Source organism: Winogradskyella eximia (assembly GCF_003386165.1).
Classification (GTDB): Bacteria; Bacteroidota; Bacteroidia; order Flavobacteriales; family Flavobacteriaceae; genus Winogradskyella; species Winogradskyella eximia.
Window position 1 is genome coordinate 368,065 of record NZ_QRDV01000001.1, and the last position, 17,938, is coordinate 386,002.

Annotated in this window: 14 protein-coding genes; 6 read left to right on the plus strand and 8 right to left on the minus strand. The window is 35.2% G+C overall.

All coding sequences use genetic code 11. The features are described from left to right. Positions 1-152: 152 nt before the first annotated feature. Complete coding sequence (locus DFQ10_RS01605) at positions 153-5,687, minus strand: choice-of-anchor D domain-containing protein (protein ID WP_115815681.1); 5,535 nt, start codon at positions 5,685-5,687, stop codon at positions 153-155. A 231-nt stretch (positions 5,688-5,918) separates the two neighbouring features. On the opposite strand from DFQ10_RS01605, the gene DFQ10_RS01610 reads away from it, so the two are divergent. Then, the gene (locus tag DFQ10_RS01610; RefSeq protein ID WP_115815682.1) at positions 5,919-6,392 is read left to right on the plus strand and encodes a regulatory protein RecX; all 474 of its coding nucleotides are present in this window, start codon (positions 5,919-5,921) and stop codon (positions 6,390-6,392) included. Positions 6,393-6,458: 66 nt separating this feature from the next. Here the strand turns inward: DFQ10_RS01610 and DFQ10_RS01615 are convergent, their stop codons facing one another. The 5 genes from DFQ10_RS01615 to DFQ10_RS01635 all read right to left on the minus strand — a co-directional run bounded on the left by DFQ10_RS01615 (position 6,459) and on the right by DFQ10_RS01635 (position 11,936). Further along, on the minus strand, positions 6,459-6,944 hold the full coding sequence (locus tag DFQ10_RS01615) for a DUF6646 family protein (RefSeq protein WP_115815683.1): 486 nt from the start codon (positions 6,942-6,944) through the stop codon (positions 6,459-6,461). A 113-nt stretch (positions 6,945-7,057) separates the two neighbouring features. Beyond that, positions 7,058-7,531, minus strand: a complete 474-nt coding sequence (locus DFQ10_RS01620) for a hypothetical protein (protein WP_115815684.1) — start codon at positions 7,529-7,531, stop codon at positions 7,058-7,060. A 58-nt stretch (positions 7,532-7,589) separates the two neighbouring features. Next, positions 7,590-9,020 carry a flotillin family protein gene (locus DFQ10_RS01625; RefSeq protein ID WP_115815685.1) on the minus strand — a complete coding sequence of 477 codons (1,431 nt, stop codon included), beginning with the start codon at positions 9,018-9,020 and terminating at the stop codon, positions 7,590-7,592. Between the two features lie 30 nt (positions 9,021-9,050). Beyond that, complete coding sequence (locus DFQ10_RS01630; RefSeq protein ID WP_115815686.1) at positions 9,051-9,671, minus strand: hypothetical protein; 621 nt, start codon at positions 9,669-9,671, stop codon at positions 9,051-9,053. A 432-nt stretch (positions 9,672-10,103) separates the two neighbouring features. Beyond that, positions 10,104-11,936, minus strand: coding sequence for a TonB-dependent receptor plug domain-containing protein (locus DFQ10_RS01635; protein ID WP_115815687.1), 1,833 nt, complete (start codon positions 11,934-11,936; stop codon positions 10,104-10,106). Positions 11,937-12,035: 99 nt separating this feature from the next. Between DFQ10_RS01635 and DFQ10_RS01640 the strand changes: the two genes are divergently transcribed. Further along, positions 12,036-13,532 carry an aminotransferase-like domain-containing protein gene (locus DFQ10_RS01640; protein WP_115815688.1) on the plus strand — a complete coding sequence of 499 codons (1,497 nt, stop codon included), beginning with the start codon at positions 12,036-12,038 and terminating at the stop codon, positions 13,530-13,532. Here DFQ10_RS01640 and DFQ10_RS01645 read toward each other — a convergent pair. Continuing rightward, positions 13,522-13,938, minus strand: coding sequence for a putative signal transducing protein (locus DFQ10_RS01645; protein ID WP_115815689.1), 417 nt, complete (start codon positions 13,936-13,938; stop codon positions 13,522-13,524). The two genes, DFQ10_RS01640 and DFQ10_RS01645, sit on opposite strands and share 11 nt — an antisense overlap. 67 nt (positions 13,939-14,005) lie before the next feature. Further along, complete coding sequence (locus DFQ10_RS01650; protein WP_115815690.1) at positions 14,006-14,554, minus strand: hypothetical protein; 549 nt, start codon at positions 14,552-14,554, stop codon at positions 14,006-14,008. A 224-nt stretch (positions 14,555-14,778) separates the two neighbouring features. Here DFQ10_RS01650 and DFQ10_RS01655 point away from each other — a divergent pair, with 224 nt between their 5' ends. Genes DFQ10_RS01655 through DFQ10_RS01670 form a run of 4 tightly spaced genes read left to right on the plus strand, consistent with a single transcriptional unit; the run spans position 14,779 to position 17,929 of the window. Further along, positions 14,779-15,288, plus strand: a complete 510-nt coding sequence (locus DFQ10_RS01655; protein WP_115815691.1) for a DUF2975 domain-containing protein — start codon at positions 14,779-14,781, stop codon at positions 15,286-15,288. A 2-nt stretch (positions 15,289-15,290) separates the two neighbouring features. After that, positions 15,291-15,878, plus strand: a complete 588-nt coding sequence (locus tag DFQ10_RS01660) for a DUF2975 domain-containing protein (protein WP_115815692.1) — start codon at positions 15,291-15,293, stop codon at positions 15,876-15,878. Between the two features lie 2 nt (positions 15,879-15,880). After that, on the plus strand, positions 15,881-16,087 hold the full coding sequence (locus DFQ10_RS01665) for a helix-turn-helix domain-containing protein (protein WP_115815693.1): 207 nt from the start codon (positions 15,881-15,883) through the stop codon (positions 16,085-16,087). Positions 16,088-16,132: 45 nt separating this feature from the next. Further along, a complete protein-coding gene (locus DFQ10_RS01670) occupies positions 16,133-17,929 on the plus strand; it encodes a M61 family metallopeptidase (RefSeq protein WP_115815694.1) in 1,797 nt (598 codons plus the stop codon). Positions 17,930-17,938 lie beyond the last annotated feature (9 nt).

Sequence of the window (17,938 nt, forward strand, 5' to 3'; positions counted from 1 at the left end):
TCCGGGTTTAACCCGAACCAAACACGGGTGAACCCTTAGTTTAAGCCGTCTTAAAATAGCTTTAGAGTACTATATAGCCTTATGTAAAGTTTGCTTAAAATAAAAAAGCCTCATTTTACATGAGGCCTTTAATTTTATAGATGGTTATGATCTTACTGTTGTTTAATCGCTTTTTTGCTAATCACTTGTCCGTTAGATAATGTGATTTTTGCGATGTAAGCAGATTTACTGAGTTGAGACAAGTTGTAAACTTCGCTAGCACTGTTGCCTCTTAAGTTATAAACACGTCTTCCTAACATATCTATAATCTCAACATTAGTAATGGTGTTTTGATTAGAATTGAGCTTAAATTCTACATTACCATTTGTTAATTCAGTAATGGTAATACCGTTAGCATCGATTTGGTTGTCTTTTATAGAAAGTGTAGACGTTCTAAATACTATTTCAAAACGGTCGCTAAATATTCCAGCTTCTGAAGTAAAAGTATAGTCTGAATCTTTAAGACTATGAAAGGTGTTTAATAGATTGTCTTTTAAATAAATGTTATTGGCCGTGTAAAAATCACCTTCGAATTGCGCAATAGAAATTCTATATAAAGTTGGCACCGTTATAATGGTTTTAAATCCAACATGAATCACTTCATATGCATCTAGGCTAGACATGTTTTTTCCTTGAATAACAAATTCGTCATCCTCACCATCTAAAATCCTAGAATATATTGTTGCTGCATTTCCTGAAGAAAGATTTTCTTTTACATCATAAAAAGAGCCGTCATAGCTATCTGTTGCTCCATCAAGGTGTGCTACGGCAATTTGTTTTGCCACTCCATTATCTGAGTTTAAATTAAGCCATAATACGTTTCTTGAGTTGCCTGTGTTTTCATTTCTAAAGAATTGATCATTATTACCTGTAACTCGCATAGAGTTGTTAAAAGTAATATTCGTTCCAGATAAGGCTTCTATGAAAAATCCTTGTCCAGATGGTACAAAATCATTTGGTATCACACCATCTCCACCAGCTACATTTACACCACTTGCATTGATTATAGCGTAATCGGCTCCAGAAAAGTTTTGGCCTTCATTACCAGAAGCATTTGCATTTAATGGAGTGGCTTGGCTCCATAAATAGATATTGTCAGTAATACCAGTGTTAACCGTAAAAAACACATTGGCATCTATTGCACTTGGGTAAGGGTTACCAATAAAGTTCCAGTCGTTGTAGGTTCCAGCACTGTTATTAACAATTGTTGGAGTAAAAACACCATTGTTAAAAGGACCTACAAAAGGAAACTGTTGAGCCACAGGGAATGCAGGACCAAGAAGGCTTGGTGTAGCTGCGTAACCAATACCTGGAAGCATGGTGCCAGAGGCTATTTGCCAATCATCTCCATTATCATCGATATCATCTTGTCCTGGTGTAAAAGTACCAGTGTTATTAATTTCATCTAACAAATCAATAAAATTGGCAGCGTTAAACGTAAAACGTCTGGTGGGCTGTACTGTAGAAAAAACATTTTCTATGGTTTCATTAGCTACAGGTGAGCTCCAATAGGTGTAATTATAAGCGTCAGTTAAAACGGTAGTAAATTTTTGAACTGTGATAACACCACTACCGGTTACAGTAGCTAAATCATCTATTTGCACTACTGCACCATCGGTTTCAACTATAATATCACCATTAGCAACAATATCGTTTTCTATTTCGATAAACGTGTTATTTCTTATTTCTAAACTGAATCCTGTATTTACGGTTAAGCTGCACGCTCTAAAGCTTATTTCATCTCCTCCAACTGAGGTATCATAATTTCCGTTAATTATAGCTACTCTATCTAAGGCTGGTAAGGCAGACCAATTTGTACCATCCCAAATGGATACGCGTACATCTAGTTTTACAGCATTAGAGGCTTCAAAACACGTTGCCGTATCTTCTCTTAATTGGCAGTAATATTGATAACCATCTAAACTAGCTGTGTCTATGATATTTAACGTTGCTGTTTGTTGGCCACTGTAATTAGTGTCAGCAGGTAAGATTTCTGCCCAAGTTGAAGTGCCAGGCACATTATAAAACCATTGGTATGCTAAGTCTTGCGTATCTGCAGGAGTTGGACCTGTATAACCTTCGGTACCAGAAATAGTTAAACTTGCAGAAAAAGCACAAGCAAAAGCAGGTGCTATTGGCTGTAATGTTACTGTTGGAGGTACTCCGGTTGAAAAATCGAAAAGTCCAATATCTGAATAATCATTTCCGCTACAAGATGCAGCGCCTTCACCAACCCAATCAATAACTGTCCAATTACTAAGCTCTCCTAAGGTAAATGTTGGGTCAGGAAGTTGAGTAGCTGTATTTAAACGTCTAAAGTTAAAGCCTCTATCTCCAGTGATTATTGTAGAATCCATCCAATCATTATCTTGATAAACACCAAATTCATCAACTGTAGTGCCAGTGTTTACTAGTCTTATTACATCATGTTTATTTGTTTTTTTATTAATTCCACCACTAGAAAATTGAGCATTTGCACTAGACGCTAATTCACCAGAACCTCCTGTTACTCCTGTACATGCATTGGTTGAGGTTACAGGGCTTTGTCTACCTACAGCAATGACATAAGTAGTGCCATTTGGCATTATATAATTTTCTAAATCAAAAATATTGATTGCTGCTGCGGTTGCATCTCCATTCGCAATGACTTCAATAGAGTAGTTATCTATATTGATTGCAGTACCAGTACCATTGAATATTTCTACATAGCTAAGTCCACCATAGGTGGCATCGGTAATTTCACTAATAAATAAATCAGTTGGAACCACACCTGAATTTCCTTCACAACTCGTAATTTGTGAGTCTATAACAGTAAATGGTGTAGAAGCAGGGCAACCAAGACTGTCTGTAATTTCTAAACTACCACTTGTAGATCCTGCTGGTACCACAACTTCCATTTCTGTTGCAGATATATTAGTCACTGTTGCAGCTAAACCATTAAAAGCCGCTGTTGCAGTGAGCAAATTAGTGCCAATTACTGTTACTACAGTGTCTACAGGTCCTGATTCAGGACTAATAGTTATACTGCCAGCTGCACATGTACCTGTTCCACTCACTCCAAACGTATATGGGTTTTCGTCGCTATCATCATTAACAATAGTGATAGTGCCTGTTCTTGTGCCAAGAGCTGATGGTGAAAATTCAATATCAAAACCAACAATACCACCTGCTGCTATTACAATAGGTGCAGGATTAGTTGAAATTACAAATTCAGTAGGATTAGAAGATACTATACTCGTAATACTTAAATCGGCAGAACCCTCATTTCTAATATAATAGTTTTTTGCTGTGGCTGTAGATCCAACTTCAGTAGCTCCAAAAACAGTATTATTACCTGTATTAGCAGCATTTCCATTGGCTATAGAAGCAAACGTATTACGCTCTACATCTATTTCGTTAGCCGAGTAGGCACACAGATTAAATGTGCTAAAATCATTATTGTTATACTCCCAAACTCTTACGTAAAGCGTTGAACCAGGTGTTAAGCCACTAGCGCTAATCATAGACATATTTCCTGTGCCAGAATCATCATCACATGTTACTAGTGTTAATGCACCACAAGTACCTGTGTATAATGCCATGCCAGAATCTGTAATGCCGCCATTTTCAGAGGTTTCTACCGTTACCGCACCACTTGGTGGTACAACCAAATTAAACCAAACATCGCCACCTGAATAGGCGCCACAAAGCGGGTTTGCAATACCACTGTCGGTTGCGCTAACGTTGGTAAAGGATTGGTTAATACATGAACTATTTACAGGTATAGTTAAAGAGGTTGAACAATCATCGTAAAAATCGTTATCGGTTATGGTTACCGTGTGTGTTGTATTCGTACCTAAAATTGCAGCATTACCTCCCGATGGGTTGATAAGGTTTAGAACGACTGTTTCATCAGACTCTATAACGCTATCATCATTACTGATAAATATAGTTATACATTGATCTGCAGTACTAGCAGCAGGAAATGTTAAAGTATAAGGAAAACTGATTGCTGCAGGTGTACCCGCTCCATCATCATAATCCGTACCATTAGTAGCTGTACTAGCACCATCTAATGTAATATCAACAGTTGTGGCATTGGTTGCTGACTCATTAGCGATAGAGGCACAAACATCAACAAAAACTCCATCTTCAGTTATAGTTGAAGTTGTAGATGTAAATGCAACAATGGTATCTGAAACAACAGATGAGCAAGAATCACCGCTTAGTATAATATCATCTACATAATAATATTCACTGCCATCTAATCCAACGGCTCTAAGTCTGACCTTTATTTGTGTTTCTGTATCAGCAATATTTACTAACCACGGATTAGATGCTACTGTTGTAGGATTAGATGCATTTGTATCACCCATATTAAGACCTGCATTACTGTATCCATCTACTAATTTTTCGGAGCCTGTACCTGTCCAAGTGCTGCCATTATCATAAGAAATATCTAAAAATAGATCTTCGTTACTGTCAGCTCCAAAAGATGCAAAAGCTACGCTAAGAGTTACATTAGTAATAGCACTTATGTCAATATTTTCAGTAGTGAGGTTATCACTATTTTCTAGTCTGTATGAAGACGTACCAAAATATTTATTCGTTGTAGAGGTTACAGTGCCTCCACCTGTATATGTAAAGTTATCAGATCCTTCAAAAGATAAGGTTTTAAAAGCGCCAACAAACCCATCATCATCTGTTATCTCTAAAGTAGTATCACTTTGAGATCCAGCAGTTGCTGAATCACCACCTGCAACATTTTGTATCTGAAACGTGTAATTTGTACTATCAGCACAATTGGTGTTGTCTGCAATATTAACCGTAACACATTGTTGTGCACTACTATTTGCGGGAAATGTAATGTTTTGGGTTGTGTAAGATAAGTGTGGAGCAGTACCAGATGTTAGTACTACTTGTGCCGTAGTAGCTGAGGATGCACTTTCATTTATTATATCTACACATAGATTTACAGACGTACCATTTTCAGTTTCAGAATATGTGGCCGATGTAAAGTTTAGTGTGGTATCTGTAGAGGCTAAAATCCCTTCAATTTTAGCATCATCTATAATCCAAGTTTCATTTCCTGAGTTATTTTCAAAGCGTATTTTTATTTTAAGGTTAGCAACACTAGGTAAATCTGTAATAATAATTTCGTTTATTCCTGAAGCACCATCGCCTCCTGCTACAGATGTAAGGTAGCCGCTTGGGTTATAAGTGTTAGTTTCTGTAGAACCTTGGCCAAAATGCCATAATGCGTTAGCCGTACTCCAACCATTTACCTCTGCTTGTTGCGTCCAAGTGCCTCCTCCATCGTCACTAACGTCTACTATAACATAGTCACTGCTATCTGCACCATTTCCGCTTGAACCTCCAAAAGAGGCTAGTTTAACAGAAAATTCAACATTTGTATATAATGATGTATTCACATTGCTAAATTCAATGGTCTCAGTACCATCTGTAACTTTTCGACCTTGAGAGCCACTTACAAAGTTGTTTTCTCCACTTGGAAAAGGGCCTGTCCCAGTGGCAACATTACCACCAGTATAAGTCATTGTTGGAGTCGCAGGTGTAGTTTCAAAATCTTGTATACCAATAGTAGTTTGCCCATAAGAAATAAAGGCACAAGAAAAGAGTAGGCATGTTAGTAAGTAGTTCTTAATCATAGGGATAAATTAAGGGGTTAACCGCCTACAAAGATATACTAAAAACATTGTAGGTCAGGGTGTTGTAAGTTCTATTTTTATTAACAAATTGTTAAGTTTCAATTTATTTTTTCGATTAAATACGTTTTTAGACGATTAAGTGTTTAAACTATTCGATAATAGGATATTTTCTTCACCTCTTTTTGGCTTTTAAGTCAATTTTTGATGGTATTCTATTGTATTTTTGACGTAATGAATTCACATAAAACCTATACTGTTGCCGAAGCGCAAAATAAATTGGAAAGCTATTGTGCCTACCAAGAACGTTGCCATAAAGAAGTGCGACAGAAGCTCAGAGATATGAAAATGATTCCTGAAGCTATAGATATGATTATGGTGCATTTAATTGAGCATAATTTTTTAAACGAAGAACGTTTTGCTAAAGCTTTTGTTAGTGGGAAATTCAGAATTAAAAAATGGGGAAAAAACCGTTTGGTTAGAGAACTGAAATTTAGAGAGATTTCTAAGTACAGTATAGATACTGCTTTAAAAGAAATAGATTTAGATGATTATTATAAGACTTTAGATGAATTGGTGCAAAAACGTACAGCACAAGTTAAAGAAACTAACATCTACAAGAAAAAGAAAAAAGTGGCAGATTACCTACTGTATAGAGGTTGGGAGTCGCATTTAGTTTACGAAAAAATGAACGAATACATTACATAAAAAAAGCCTTTTCAATTCTGATAACTACCAGAGGAAAAGGCTAAATTGTAACTAAGTATTGTTTTTTTATAAGTTAAAAACAGCACCAAGATTAAGTGTAAATTGATTATGAATATCAATTGGTTCATCATTATCATATTTAGCTAAAGGAAAATTAGCTTCGGTGTAAACACCAAATCCTTCAGAAAAGAAATAACGAGCACCTAGATGTCCACCAAAGTTTTTAAGGCTAAGATTTAAACCAGGATAAAAATCGAAATTATCATCGATAGCAATAACATTACCTAAATTAGCATTGAATCTTGCTTTTAAATCAAAACGGTCACCAAAATCAAGATCTTCAATACCATCTGCACCTCCTAAAGAATAAGAAGACGATACACCAACAGAGATGTTTTCACCTAAACCGTGATCGAAGCTTACATTAATTCCTGTAGCAGAATCTTGGATATTAGCACCAACTTGAAATTTCTGATCTCCTTTACCTTCAAAAGCTTGGGCATTACTAAAACTAAATGCTAGTAAAGCGACTATTAATAAAATATTTTTCATTTATTCATTTTTTAAAATCTTTGCAAATATACAAATAGAATTCTTATATGTGTCAGAATAATAGTCCAAACGAGAGGTGTTTATGGTACACGTCTATCTTCAATAATTAAAATTTACAACCATTTTGTTTCTCGTGAGGTAGCATCTAAAATATCTACATGTAAAATGGATGCTATTTGTTTTGCTTTTGAGAACGCGTCATCTACGTTTTTAGAATCGTAAATCTCTATTTTCTGATTGGTGTTATAAAAAAGGTTGACCTTAACTACGGCATTTGATACATTGGCGCTTGCACTTGCAGCCCAAACCGTTGTAGTTTCTGTAGTTTTAAAGACAGAGATATACTCTATTTCTGGAAGCGGTTGCCATTTTCCTACAGTAATCCCAAACAGAGATTTAATATTTCTGTATGTCTTGTTATCGTAATCTAACTCTACACCATCTTGTATTAGTAAATAGATGCCTATAAATAGTGGTACTAAGCCTTTAATATCTTTTATAATGCTTATGACACCAACAATTAAAGCAAAACTACCTACTATGTATTGCCAAGCTAAATTTTTTCTTTTAAATTTAAATGTGTTCATCGCTTATATTAAAATGTAAAAAGTCCATTCTTTTAAAAATGGACTTTTTTAGTTTTAATTAGTCTTTAGATGTTTCAATCTTAGCATCTTCAGCTTCAATTTCCTTTTTATCTTTTCCTTTTAAATACTCTGGTAAATCCATACCAGCCATATTAAACATTTCTTGTAAAGGTGGTACTGATTTGTACATGCCAGATAAGAAATTAGCAGTAGACGATTTTCCGTCTTTACTGTTTCCTCCATTATCCCAAACGGTTACTTTATCAATTTTAATGTTCTTAATAGCATCGGCTTGTGTTTTTACAAGTTCTGGTAATTTATCTGCAATTAATAATAATACAGCGTCTCTACTGTTGTTTCCGGCAGCTTTAACGATTTCTTGTAAACCAGCAGCTTGTTTTGTTAAGACTTCAAACTGTCCTTGCGCTTCTGCTTGTGCTTTAAATAATATTGCATCTGCTTCTCCTTTTGCACGTCTTCTAATACGCTCAGCTTCTGCTTCTGCATCAATTTCAACTTTACGTTTATCAATTTCCGCAGGTACAATAACATCAGCCATTTGAGAAGAACGCTCACGCTCTGCTCTCGCTGTTTCTGCTTCTTGTTCTGCAGCATAAGATTCTTGCAAGGCTTTTGCACTTTGTACTTTTTCTGATGCAATTGCTACACGTTCTGCTTCTGCTTCACGTTGACGACGTAACGAATCTGAATTAGCAACGGCAATTTTTGCGGTGTTTTCACCTTCTACGGCTTGTGCGTTAGCTGCAGCAACTTGGGTTCTTTCATCTTGTACCGCATTAGCTTCACCAATAGATCCATCTCTTGTTTTCTCTGCAACCGATTTACGTGCTGCGTTAATAGCGTGAGCTGCAGCTTCTTTACCAAGTGCTTCAATATAACCAGACTCATCAACGATATCTGTAATGTTTACGTTAATTAGTTTTAAACCTACTTTCTTTAATTCTGATTCTACAGACTGAGAGATGTTAGTTAAGAATTTGTCTCTATCATTATTAATTTCCTCAATATCCATTGATGCAACCACTAAACGTAATTGACCAAAAATAATCTCTTGAGCCAATTCTTGAATTTCATTTTGTCCTAAGCCTAATAAACGCTCTGCTGCGTTTTGCATAATACCTGGTTCTGTAGATACACCAATAGTAAAACGTGATGGTACATTAACTCTAATGTTTTGTTTAGATAAGGCGTTTACTAAATTTACTTCGATAGAAATTGGCGTTAATTCTAAGAATTCATAATCTTGAATTACAGGAATGATAAAAGCCGCTCCACCATGGATACATTTGGCAGACTGACCGCCTCCAACTTTTCCGTAGACCACTAAAATTCTATCAGATGGACAGCGCTTGTAGCGTTTTATTAAAATAATTAAGGTAACAACAATAAATAAGGCAACGAAAATCAGTAGCATTGGTCCGCCAAGACTTTCTACATTAAAATTTTCTTGAATGGTTAGTAAGTGCATAGTTTATAAATTAGAAGGATTAAATTTTAGTTATAATAGTTTCTTTTGAGCGGTGTTACTCAATAATTTTTCATTTTCAGCTTTTGATGGCTCAATGGGTTTTCTTGTTTGGTCAACTATAAGAATACCGTTAGAGGTGATATCCACGACTTTTACAATAGTACCCGTTTTTAGTTCGGATAATGAATCTGTAAGAGCATCTAATTCTCTCAAAGTACCTTGAACGCTAATACTCACTTTTCCCATCTTAGAACGGTCTGCTCCAATGGTTAAATAGACTTCGCCAACAGCATCGAGGGCATTTTTATAATTTAGTGTGCCACTGTCTGATAATTTGCTAATAAAGAAAAATAATGCAGCCATAATGACCATCATTAATAAACCGCTTATTATTGAAATGATAATAGTTAATGGTGTTGAGAGGCCAGAATCTATACAAGCAATGCCACTCCAGCCAAAAATGGTAAAAAAGCCAACAAGATTTTTAAAGGATATAAATTGAAATCCTGCTTCTACATCTGCATCAATATCATCAGCGTCACCACCAACAAAAGCCAATATCATAACCACAGAGAAAATTAGTGAGCCAATAATAGCAACTAACCAATATACCTTGGATAGAAATTCTAAATTTGAGAACCATTCTGCCATAACGAGTCGTTTTAATTTGAGATTATAAATATACGACCATTGTAAGAGTTTCACCTCTTTTTTTGAAAGTAAGTCAGACCAAATTTAACCAGCAGATAGACGTTTTAAGTCTCAGTTTTTAGCCTCGTTTGAATTTTAATAATTCAAGCTTGGAGTCATAATTGTAATTTGATGGTTATTGAAGTACGGTCGTTTTTATACTATTTGGAGCCTCAAAAAAGTTTTGAGATTTAGACCACTTTCAATATATAGGTAGTTATTGTAAGTGGATTGTTACAAAAATTTTGAAAAATATTTAGTGAACACTCTTAAAGTGGACTGAAAGGGGCAATTCTAAGATTGCGTATTTGGTTCTCGATACGATTTTATCCCGAAGGTTTTCGGGATAAAATCACTCGAACTGACGTTTGTTTGTTGTTAGGATTCCTTTTTTTAAAGGAATTTGTAACGCAAGCCAAATAAGACATTGCTTGGTGGCATTGGTGTAAAGCCAGATTCAATATAATCGGCATCAAAAATGTTATTTGCCGTTACGGATAATTCCATTTGTTTCAATTTCATAATTATTGAAGCGTCCCAAACATTGTAGGTTTGTCCTGTGGTACGTTCGGCATATTTGTAAACAATGCTTTGACTAATATTTTTAAACAATTGCGTGCTTAATCTGGTAGTGTAATGATGCTTTAAGGTGTTTAAAGCATAACGCGATAATTCTTCGTTTTGTTCTAAAATATCATCCTCCAAATACGCATAGCCAAAAGCTAGGGTTTGGTTAAAAGTGTTGAGTTTAAAATTGTAAGCCACATCGAGCTCTAAACCTTTAGTATTTACTTCTGCAATATTTGTTGCTGTATAAATTTCATCTACGGTGTTTGGTCTTATATAATCTATAAGGTTTGTAGCATCTCTATTAAAAACAGAAAGACTTGCTTTAAATTTTTGATTGTAGTATTTAATACCAATTTCTTGAGCAAAGGCTTCTTCTGGCTTTAAGTTTTCATTACCATTGGTTCTTGGATCGCTGTAATATAAATCGGTGTAGGTTGGAATTCTATACGTAAAACCAATATTTCCGTACGCTTTTAAGTTATCAGTAATATCAAATCCAATATCTAATCCTGGGAATCTATTAAATTTAAAATCCGAAAAATAGGTCAGGGCAACGCCTGGAGTAATATCTAAACGGTTATCAATAAATTGAAAACGATGTTCTAAAAATATAGTGGTCATAAATCGGTTGCGATTGCCTAAATTATTACTGCGTAAATAGGTTTTAGAGAGGTCTATCCCAAAGCCTGTAACACCCACTTTTGATGTATATGACGCATTGGCTTCCGCTCCAATTTTATTTGAAATATGAAAGTTTCTAAAAAAGTTAGGTTCAAAACGTTTTAATAGAAACATGTCTTGGTTGCGTTTCCAATACACACGTGGTTGAATTTTGAATTTCTCAGATTGAAATTTTGTGGTGAATGCAATTAAACTGTTTTGTGTCTCTTCGTATTCGTTGTAATTAGGGTTGGTGGTGTAAAAATTTTCAGCACCAAACTTACGTTCAGAAAATGTGGCAATCATTTCAATAGCTTGGTCTTTCTTATTGAACACGCTTTTTAAGAAATAGTTAGAATTGTCATAATCTGAATTGTTTCGGTAACCTTCAGAGGTCATTTTCCCTACATGAAGAATGTGTGTTGAGTTTTTTAATTCAGAACCAACAGTTACCGAACCATTAAGTTGACCAAAGGAACCAGTTTCAAGATTTGCAGAAACGGAGTTGTTTAAAGTTGATTTTGTAACAATATTAATAGCACCTGTAAATGCATTTTGTCCAAACACACGTGCAGCTGGTCCTTTTATGACTTCGATACGTTGAATGACTTCTAAAGGTAAAGCAGCATTTAAGGTGTGGTGCCCTGTTTGTGCATCGTCCATTTTAATACCATCAATTAATAATAGTGTTTGATCAAAACCACCACCTCTAATAAATAAATCAGCTTGACTTCCACCAGTGCCACGACGTCTTATGTCCACTCCTGCGATTTGCTGTAATACATCTGAAATGGTAACAGCAGCACTACTTTTAATATCTGCTGAAGTGATAATGTTTATAGTTCTGGAATTTTCTTTGAAAGGTAAATCAATTCGTGTTGAAGTAATGATGACCTCTTTTAAAGAATCCGTTTTTATAATGGGTTGTGCTTCTTGCGCGTTGAGTTGGCAAGCGGCAATTAAAATGCATGTAAAAAGCGAGACTATGATTTTCATCTATTTATATTTTGTAATACTTTGTTGTTGTGTGGTTTCATTTAACCGTTGCAAAAGTCGTAACTTTCCGGACGATTAAAGTAGTCCAGTTTTAAAACAATGAATAGTCCGGTTAGCCAAATACTAAAACAGCTTATTACATTCGATAAAAGTATAGTACAGCCATTATATATACAAGTGGCACAGCAAATTGTAAATGCTATACAACGTGGTTATTTAGAAAAAGGGAGCAAATTGCCAGGTACTCGGGTTTTTAGTCAGCTGTTAAACATTCATCGTAATACGGCTGTGGCGATTTATGAAGAATTAGCTTCGCAAGGTTGGGTAGATATTATTGCCAATAGAGGAACTTTTGTTTTGGTGCCCGAAGCATCCACGGCAAAAATTAAAGCTACAACACAGCACTTACAACAAGCGTACGCATACCCGAAAGTTGCTGGGTTTCCGTTTCAAAAATCGTTTCATTTGGCTTCTACAGCACAAGAAACGACTGCAAAATATTCCATTAACGATGGTAAGCCCGATTTGCGTTTACATCCGGTGCACCAGTTTTCTAGATGGTATAGTGCAGCTATGAAACGAAAACCATTGATTAATAAATGGAACAGAACAACGGCTTTAACGCCTTCGGTTTTTAGCACACAGCTCTGTAATTATTTAAATGCTACACGAGGATTTCATATTAACCCTAATCATTTAATTAATACACGTAGCACAGAAATGAGCCTTTATGTGGTCTCTCGACTGCTAATTAAACAAAACGATTTGGTGCTAGTTGGGCAGTTAAGTAATTATGCTGCTAACATGATTTTTTACGAAACTGGTGCCACCATGAGAACCATTCCGATAGACGAAGAGGGTTTGAATGTTGATTATATAAAAAAACATTTTTTAAAAGGAAGTATACGATGTGTATATGTATGTGCGCATAGAGATTATCCCACAACTGTAACGTTAAGTGCCAAACGTCGTTTACAGTTGTTGCAACTTGCAAAAGCTTACGGATTTGCTATTATTGAAGATGATTACGATTATGATTTTCAATTTGAAGGTTCTGCCATGTTACCTATGGCAAGTGCAGATGCAGATGGTATGGTGATTTATCTTGGTAAATTAGGGCAGTCCTTGTTTCCTAGCTTTCATACTGGGTTTGTAGTGGCACCCGAAAGCTTTATTTCTGAAGCTAAAAACTATTTACAATTATTAGATAAACAAGGAGATTTAATACAGGAGCAAATGTTATCTGAGCTCATTTCTGAAGGTGAAATATACCGACTTAAGAAGAAAAACATCATCACTTACAAACAGCGTCGTGATTGTTTATGCCAATATTTAAACTATTATTTTGAAGGTGCTATTACTTGGGATACACCCTTAGGTGGTTTGGCGCTATGGTTGAGATTTGTGAACACCATATCTTTGGTGAAATTGGCTGAAGAAGCTGAAAAACTAGATTTGTTCTTGCCAAAAACGATTTTATATCAAGATAAAACGACTTGTGCTATTCGTTTTGGTTTTGGTCATTTAAATGAAGATGAATTAGAAATCGTGATTAAAAAATTGAAAAGTGCATATGATAAGGTGCTTAATCTTTAATGGGAAATTCAGTTTTGCAATCTTCACATTTGTATTGGTAACGTGCGCTAAAAGGCAGTGTGAAGAACAAGAGGCCGATTACAAAAGACATCAAGGATTTAAAACTATTAATAGTGGTGTACATTTCAACATGTTCGCCTTTACAATTGGGACAAACAATAGGATGCCCTTCATCATCTACAGAATAGGCTTTGATTGATTTTAAAATTGCTCGCGCTTTTTCTTCGTCCTTGGCAAGTACCTTTAATTTTACGCCTCCAATGGCTTGGCTTACTAAAGGATCTGTGTCTATTGTAAGATTATCTCTTAAAAAGACTTCTATGCCATCGGCTTCTAATCTACCTTTTGCTATTTGTGCTTCTGTAGAATAGGGGAATCTTGCTATGGTAATGAAGGTATCTTGCATATGGTAAAGGTACTATATTCTTGTGGAGACCTGTTAGGTTTTTAAAACCTGACAGGTCTAATAATAGTTAATCAATTTTGCCAGATGCCATCTTAGCTTTCCACTCCTTTTTATCTACCCATTTAAAGTTATTGGGTTCTGTGGCATCTAATAAATCGATGTTTAATTGTTCTGAAAGTTCAAAACCGATGAGAAAGGCTTCTTTGTAGTTGTCTTCTTCGTATAATTCAAAATGTTTGTTGTTATCGTACCACAGATTCACTTCAAATATATAATCTCCTCCTATTGTGGGTTGATGGAACACGGAAACATATTGGTAGTTTTTAATGGTTTGCCATGAACCCAATTTTACAGGGCCAATATTGTATGTTGGTCTAAATCTTGAGTTTTCGATGTCAATATGGATACTTTTTGTTAAGGTAAATCCTATAGCAATAGATATGAATATAATACAAGGTTCAAGTCTATGTAAAAATAGTGTGAACCCTTCTTCTGATAAATGTATATCGTATAAAGCAAATAATAGTATGAAGGTAGCTACAGTAAAGAATAGCGCAGCAATGGGGATTTGCCAAATAGGTCTAGCGCTTTCTGAAATGATGGTGTTGGGTTTCATGTGTTTATATTTATTGTTTTTTATCGGTCACATGGTATATCCATTTTATCATTCCCTTGGGTATTAAAAGCGAGTTATGGATGTTTCATGTTTCAAATATATGAAAAGACCTGTCAGGTTTTTAAAACTTGACAGGTCTGAATACTATAATTTTTTTCGTTCTTTAATATTTAATTATCGTTTATCAATAATTTTTATATATTTGTTATCGTAAAACGATAATTATGAATTCTGCAAAAACACTTTATGCGATACTAAATGTTATTATTATTCTTATTCTAATTAGCATTGGTTTAGGGATTTTTGTTTTATCAATGATTCTCTTTGGCGTAAAACAAGATTTTATCGGTATAGAAGAAGATGCATTAATTTATAAAACTGAAGCCATGCTTTATCGTTATACCTTTTTTAAGCTTGTAATTTATGCTGCTTTTGTTGTTGCGCTTTGGAGATTAAGAAAGGCGACAAAATTGTTATTAAAAAAAGATTTTTATAATGCCGAACTTATAAGTGGAATGTTTAATTCTGGAAAACTTATGGTTCTTTCGTCAGTCGCTTTATGGTTTATTGATGAGATGAGCAATAGGTTTTTTAAACGGCATGTTTTGGATGGTTTAAGTGAAAAAACATTGGTCTATCTATTAATAATTGCGATGGGATTGTTTTTAATGCTAATAAGTACAGTGCTTAGAGATACTAAGGCTATAAAAGAAGAAAACGATTTAACCATATAAATATGACTAAAAACACACTTTTAAATACCGCGATTTTAATAACGAGACTATTGAAAATCATATTAATAATTGCTGCAATAGGTATTACGAGCTTATTTGTATATGCTCAAATTGATAAAGACAGGTTTGCAGAAGAAGAGATTGTGTTAAAGGCTAATCCAAGTTATCTTGGTGTTTCAACTATAATCTCGGATGTTTGGAAGGATGATACTAAGGATACCAAATACGATTCAAAACCTTATACTTTTGGAAAACTAAAAACAGTATCCTTGTATATCAATTATTTTAAAGTCATTATTGTTGCCGTGTTAATGTTCCTAATCCTTAGGGCTTTCGAAACCATTATGCTATCTGTAAAAACATTACATACATTTAGTAGTCGTAATGCAAAACTGTTTAGGAAGATTGGAATCTATATTATTGTGGTTACAATTCTGATAAGTTATACGGTACTTCGATTTGAAAGTGGAAGTCAAATTATTGCACATCTATCGTTAACACCAGTAATTTATATGCTTTTGGCCTTTGTAATGGCAGAGATTTTTAAAGAAGGTGAAAATTTGAGAGCAGAAAACGATCTAACCATATAACCATGCCCATAATAGTCAACTTAGACCTCATATTAACCAAACGTGGCATGAAGAGTAATGAACTTGCTGAAATCGTTGGTATTACAACAGCAAACCTGTCCATTTTAAAAACAGGAAAAGCAAAAGCCATTCGATTTTCAACTTTAGAAGCGATTTGTAAAGCTTTGGACTGTCAGCCTAGTGATATATTAGAATACGTAGAAGATTAAAAGGTTTTAAAAAATAGTATCTTGGGAGTCTAAAAAATTGAATAGATGCGAAGCCTAATTTTATTACTGTCTTTTTTATGTTTAGTGAATTGCAAGGAAGACAAAAATCCGGTAACAGAATTAACAACAACAGGAAGTTCAAGCTATACCATTTCGTTTGAAAATGCAGCACATCATGAAGCTGAAATCACGGCTACTTTTAAAGGTTTAAAATCCGGTGAAGCTGAATTTAGAATGTCTAGAAGCTCACCAGGACGTTATGCTATTCACGAATTTGCTAAAAATGTTTATAACGTAAAAGTTACAGATAGTAAAGGCCATGTTTTAGAAACAACACGTCCCGATCCGTATTCTTGGACTGTGAACGATCACGATGGCACTATCATAGTCAATTACACCTTATATGCCAATCATGGAGATGGCACCTACGCACAAGTTGATGAAACGCATGCGCATCTTAATATGCCAGCGACGTTTATGTATGCTCCGAGTTTGGAAAACGACACCTTCAACATTGAATTTAAACCACGCGAAGACTTAAACTGGGAAATTGCTACGCAGTTAAAGCTCGTAGAAGGCAACACTTATTCCGCTGATAACTTACAGTATTTTATGGATAGTCCGACTGAAATTAGTGACCATATGTTGCGTTCGTTTGAGGTAGATGGTCAGAAGATCAATTTTGCATTACACCACAATGGAACCGCAGTAGAGTTTGATGCCTATTTTGAAAACGTAAAGAAAACAATCTTACAACAAAAAGCAGTTTTTGGAGAATTACCAAGCTACGATTACGGTGAGTACACATTTTTAGGCTGTTATATTCCTAATGCTACAGGAGATGGTATGGAACATCGAAACTCTACCATTGTCACCAGCACGCGAAGTTTAGCCGATGGAGCCGATCGAAATATTGGGACGGTGTCTCATGAGTTTTTTCATTGCTGGAATGTAGAACGTATACGACCACAAAGTTTAGAGCCTTTTAATTTTGAAGCAGCTAACATGAGTGGCGAGCTTTGGTTTGCTGAAGGGTTTACCAGTTATTATGACGATTTAACTTTAACTAGAGCCGGACTTATAGCACAGGAAGATTATATAAAAGGGCTGACAGGAACGTTTAATTACGTTTGGAATTCACCAGGACGACAGTTTTTTAATCCTATTGAGATGAGCTATCAAGCTCCATTTGTAGATGCCGCACGTTCTGTAGATGATATCAATCGTGGCAATACTTTTATTTCCTATTATTCGTATGGCAGTATGCTAGGTTTGGCTTTAGATTTATCGCTTAGAGCCGAAAACCTGAATCTAGACGATTATATGGCATTGGTTTGGAAGACTTACGGAAAAACGGAAACCTATTATACCATTGCTGATTTACAGCAAACGTTAAAGGATTATGCAGGTGCTGACTTTGGTGATGCTTTTTTCAACAATTATATCTACAAAAGCGACATGCCCGATTTTGAAAGCTTATTTAAAACGGTTGGTGTGCAATTACAACAAAATACAGACCAGCCTGCTTTTGGATTGCGTTTAAATAATCAAGTCATTACAAGTAATACAATGGTCGGTTCTGGAGCTTATACCGCAGGACTTGAAAAAGGAGATAAGTTACTTAAAATAGATGGTGTTGAGATCAATGAAACATCAGACTTAAATAAAATTTTAGGTACAGTAAAACCGAATCAAACTGTTGATGTGGTTTATGAGCGTTTCGGAAAACAACGCACTGTAAAACTAACTTTAGATGCCGATACGTCTTATGCTATTTCAAGTTTAGATGTTTTATCTGAAGCGGCTAAAGCAAATCGAGACGCTTGGTTGGGCGCCAAGTAGAATTAGTGA

What these genes read in the sequence shown, in the direction of transcription:
- DFQ10_RS01605 (WP_115815681.1), bottom strand. Translation starts at nt 5,687, where the DNA reads ATGATTAAGAACTACTTACTAACATGCCTACTCTTTTCTTGTGCCTTT.
- DFQ10_RS01610 (WP_115815682.1), top strand. Translation starts at nt 5,919, where the DNA reads ATGAATTCACATAAAACCTATACTGTTGCCGAAGCGCAAAATAAATTG.
- DFQ10_RS01615 (WP_115815683.1), bottom strand. Translation starts at nt 6,944, where the DNA reads ATGAAAAATATTTTATTAATAGTCGCTTTACTAGCATTTAGTTTTAGT.
- DFQ10_RS01620 (WP_115815684.1), bottom strand. Translation starts at nt 7,531, where the DNA reads ATGAACACATTTAAATTTAAAAGAAAAAATTTAGCTTGGCAATACATA.
- DFQ10_RS01625 (WP_115815685.1), bottom strand. Translation starts at nt 9,020, where the DNA reads ATGCACTTACTAACCATTCAAGAAAATTTTAATGTAGAAAGTCTTGGC.
- DFQ10_RS01630 (WP_115815686.1), bottom strand. Translation starts at nt 9,671, where the DNA reads ATGGCAGAATGGTTCTCAAATTTAGAATTTCTATCCAAGGTATATTGG.
- DFQ10_RS01635 (WP_115815687.1), bottom strand. Translation starts at nt 11,936, where the DNA reads ATGAAAATCATAGTCTCGCTTTTTACATGCATTTTAATTGCCGCTTGC.
- DFQ10_RS01640 (WP_115815688.1), top strand. Translation starts at nt 12,036, where the DNA reads ATGAATAGTCCGGTTAGCCAAATACTAAAACAGCTTATTACATTCGAT.
- DFQ10_RS01645 (WP_115815689.1), bottom strand. Translation starts at nt 13,938, where the DNA reads ATGCAAGATACCTTCATTACCATAGCAAGATTCCCCTATTCTACAGAA.
- DFQ10_RS01650 (WP_115815690.1), bottom strand. Translation starts at nt 14,554, where the DNA reads ATGAAACCCAACACCATCATTTCAGAAAGCGCTAGACCTATTTGGCAA.
- DFQ10_RS01655 (WP_115815691.1), top strand. Translation starts at nt 14,779, where the DNA reads ATGAATTCTGCAAAAACACTTTATGCGATACTAAATGTTATTATTATT.
- DFQ10_RS01660 (WP_115815692.1), top strand. Translation starts at nt 15,291, where the DNA reads ATGACTAAAAACACACTTTTAAATACCGCGATTTTAATAACGAGACTA.
- DFQ10_RS01665 (WP_115815693.1), top strand. Translation starts at nt 15,881, where the DNA reads ATGCCCATAATAGTCAACTTAGACCTCATATTAACCAAACGTGGCATG.
- DFQ10_RS01670 (WP_115815694.1), top strand. Translation starts at nt 16,133, where the DNA reads ATGCGAAGCCTAATTTTATTACTGTCTTTTTTATGTTTAGTGAATTGC.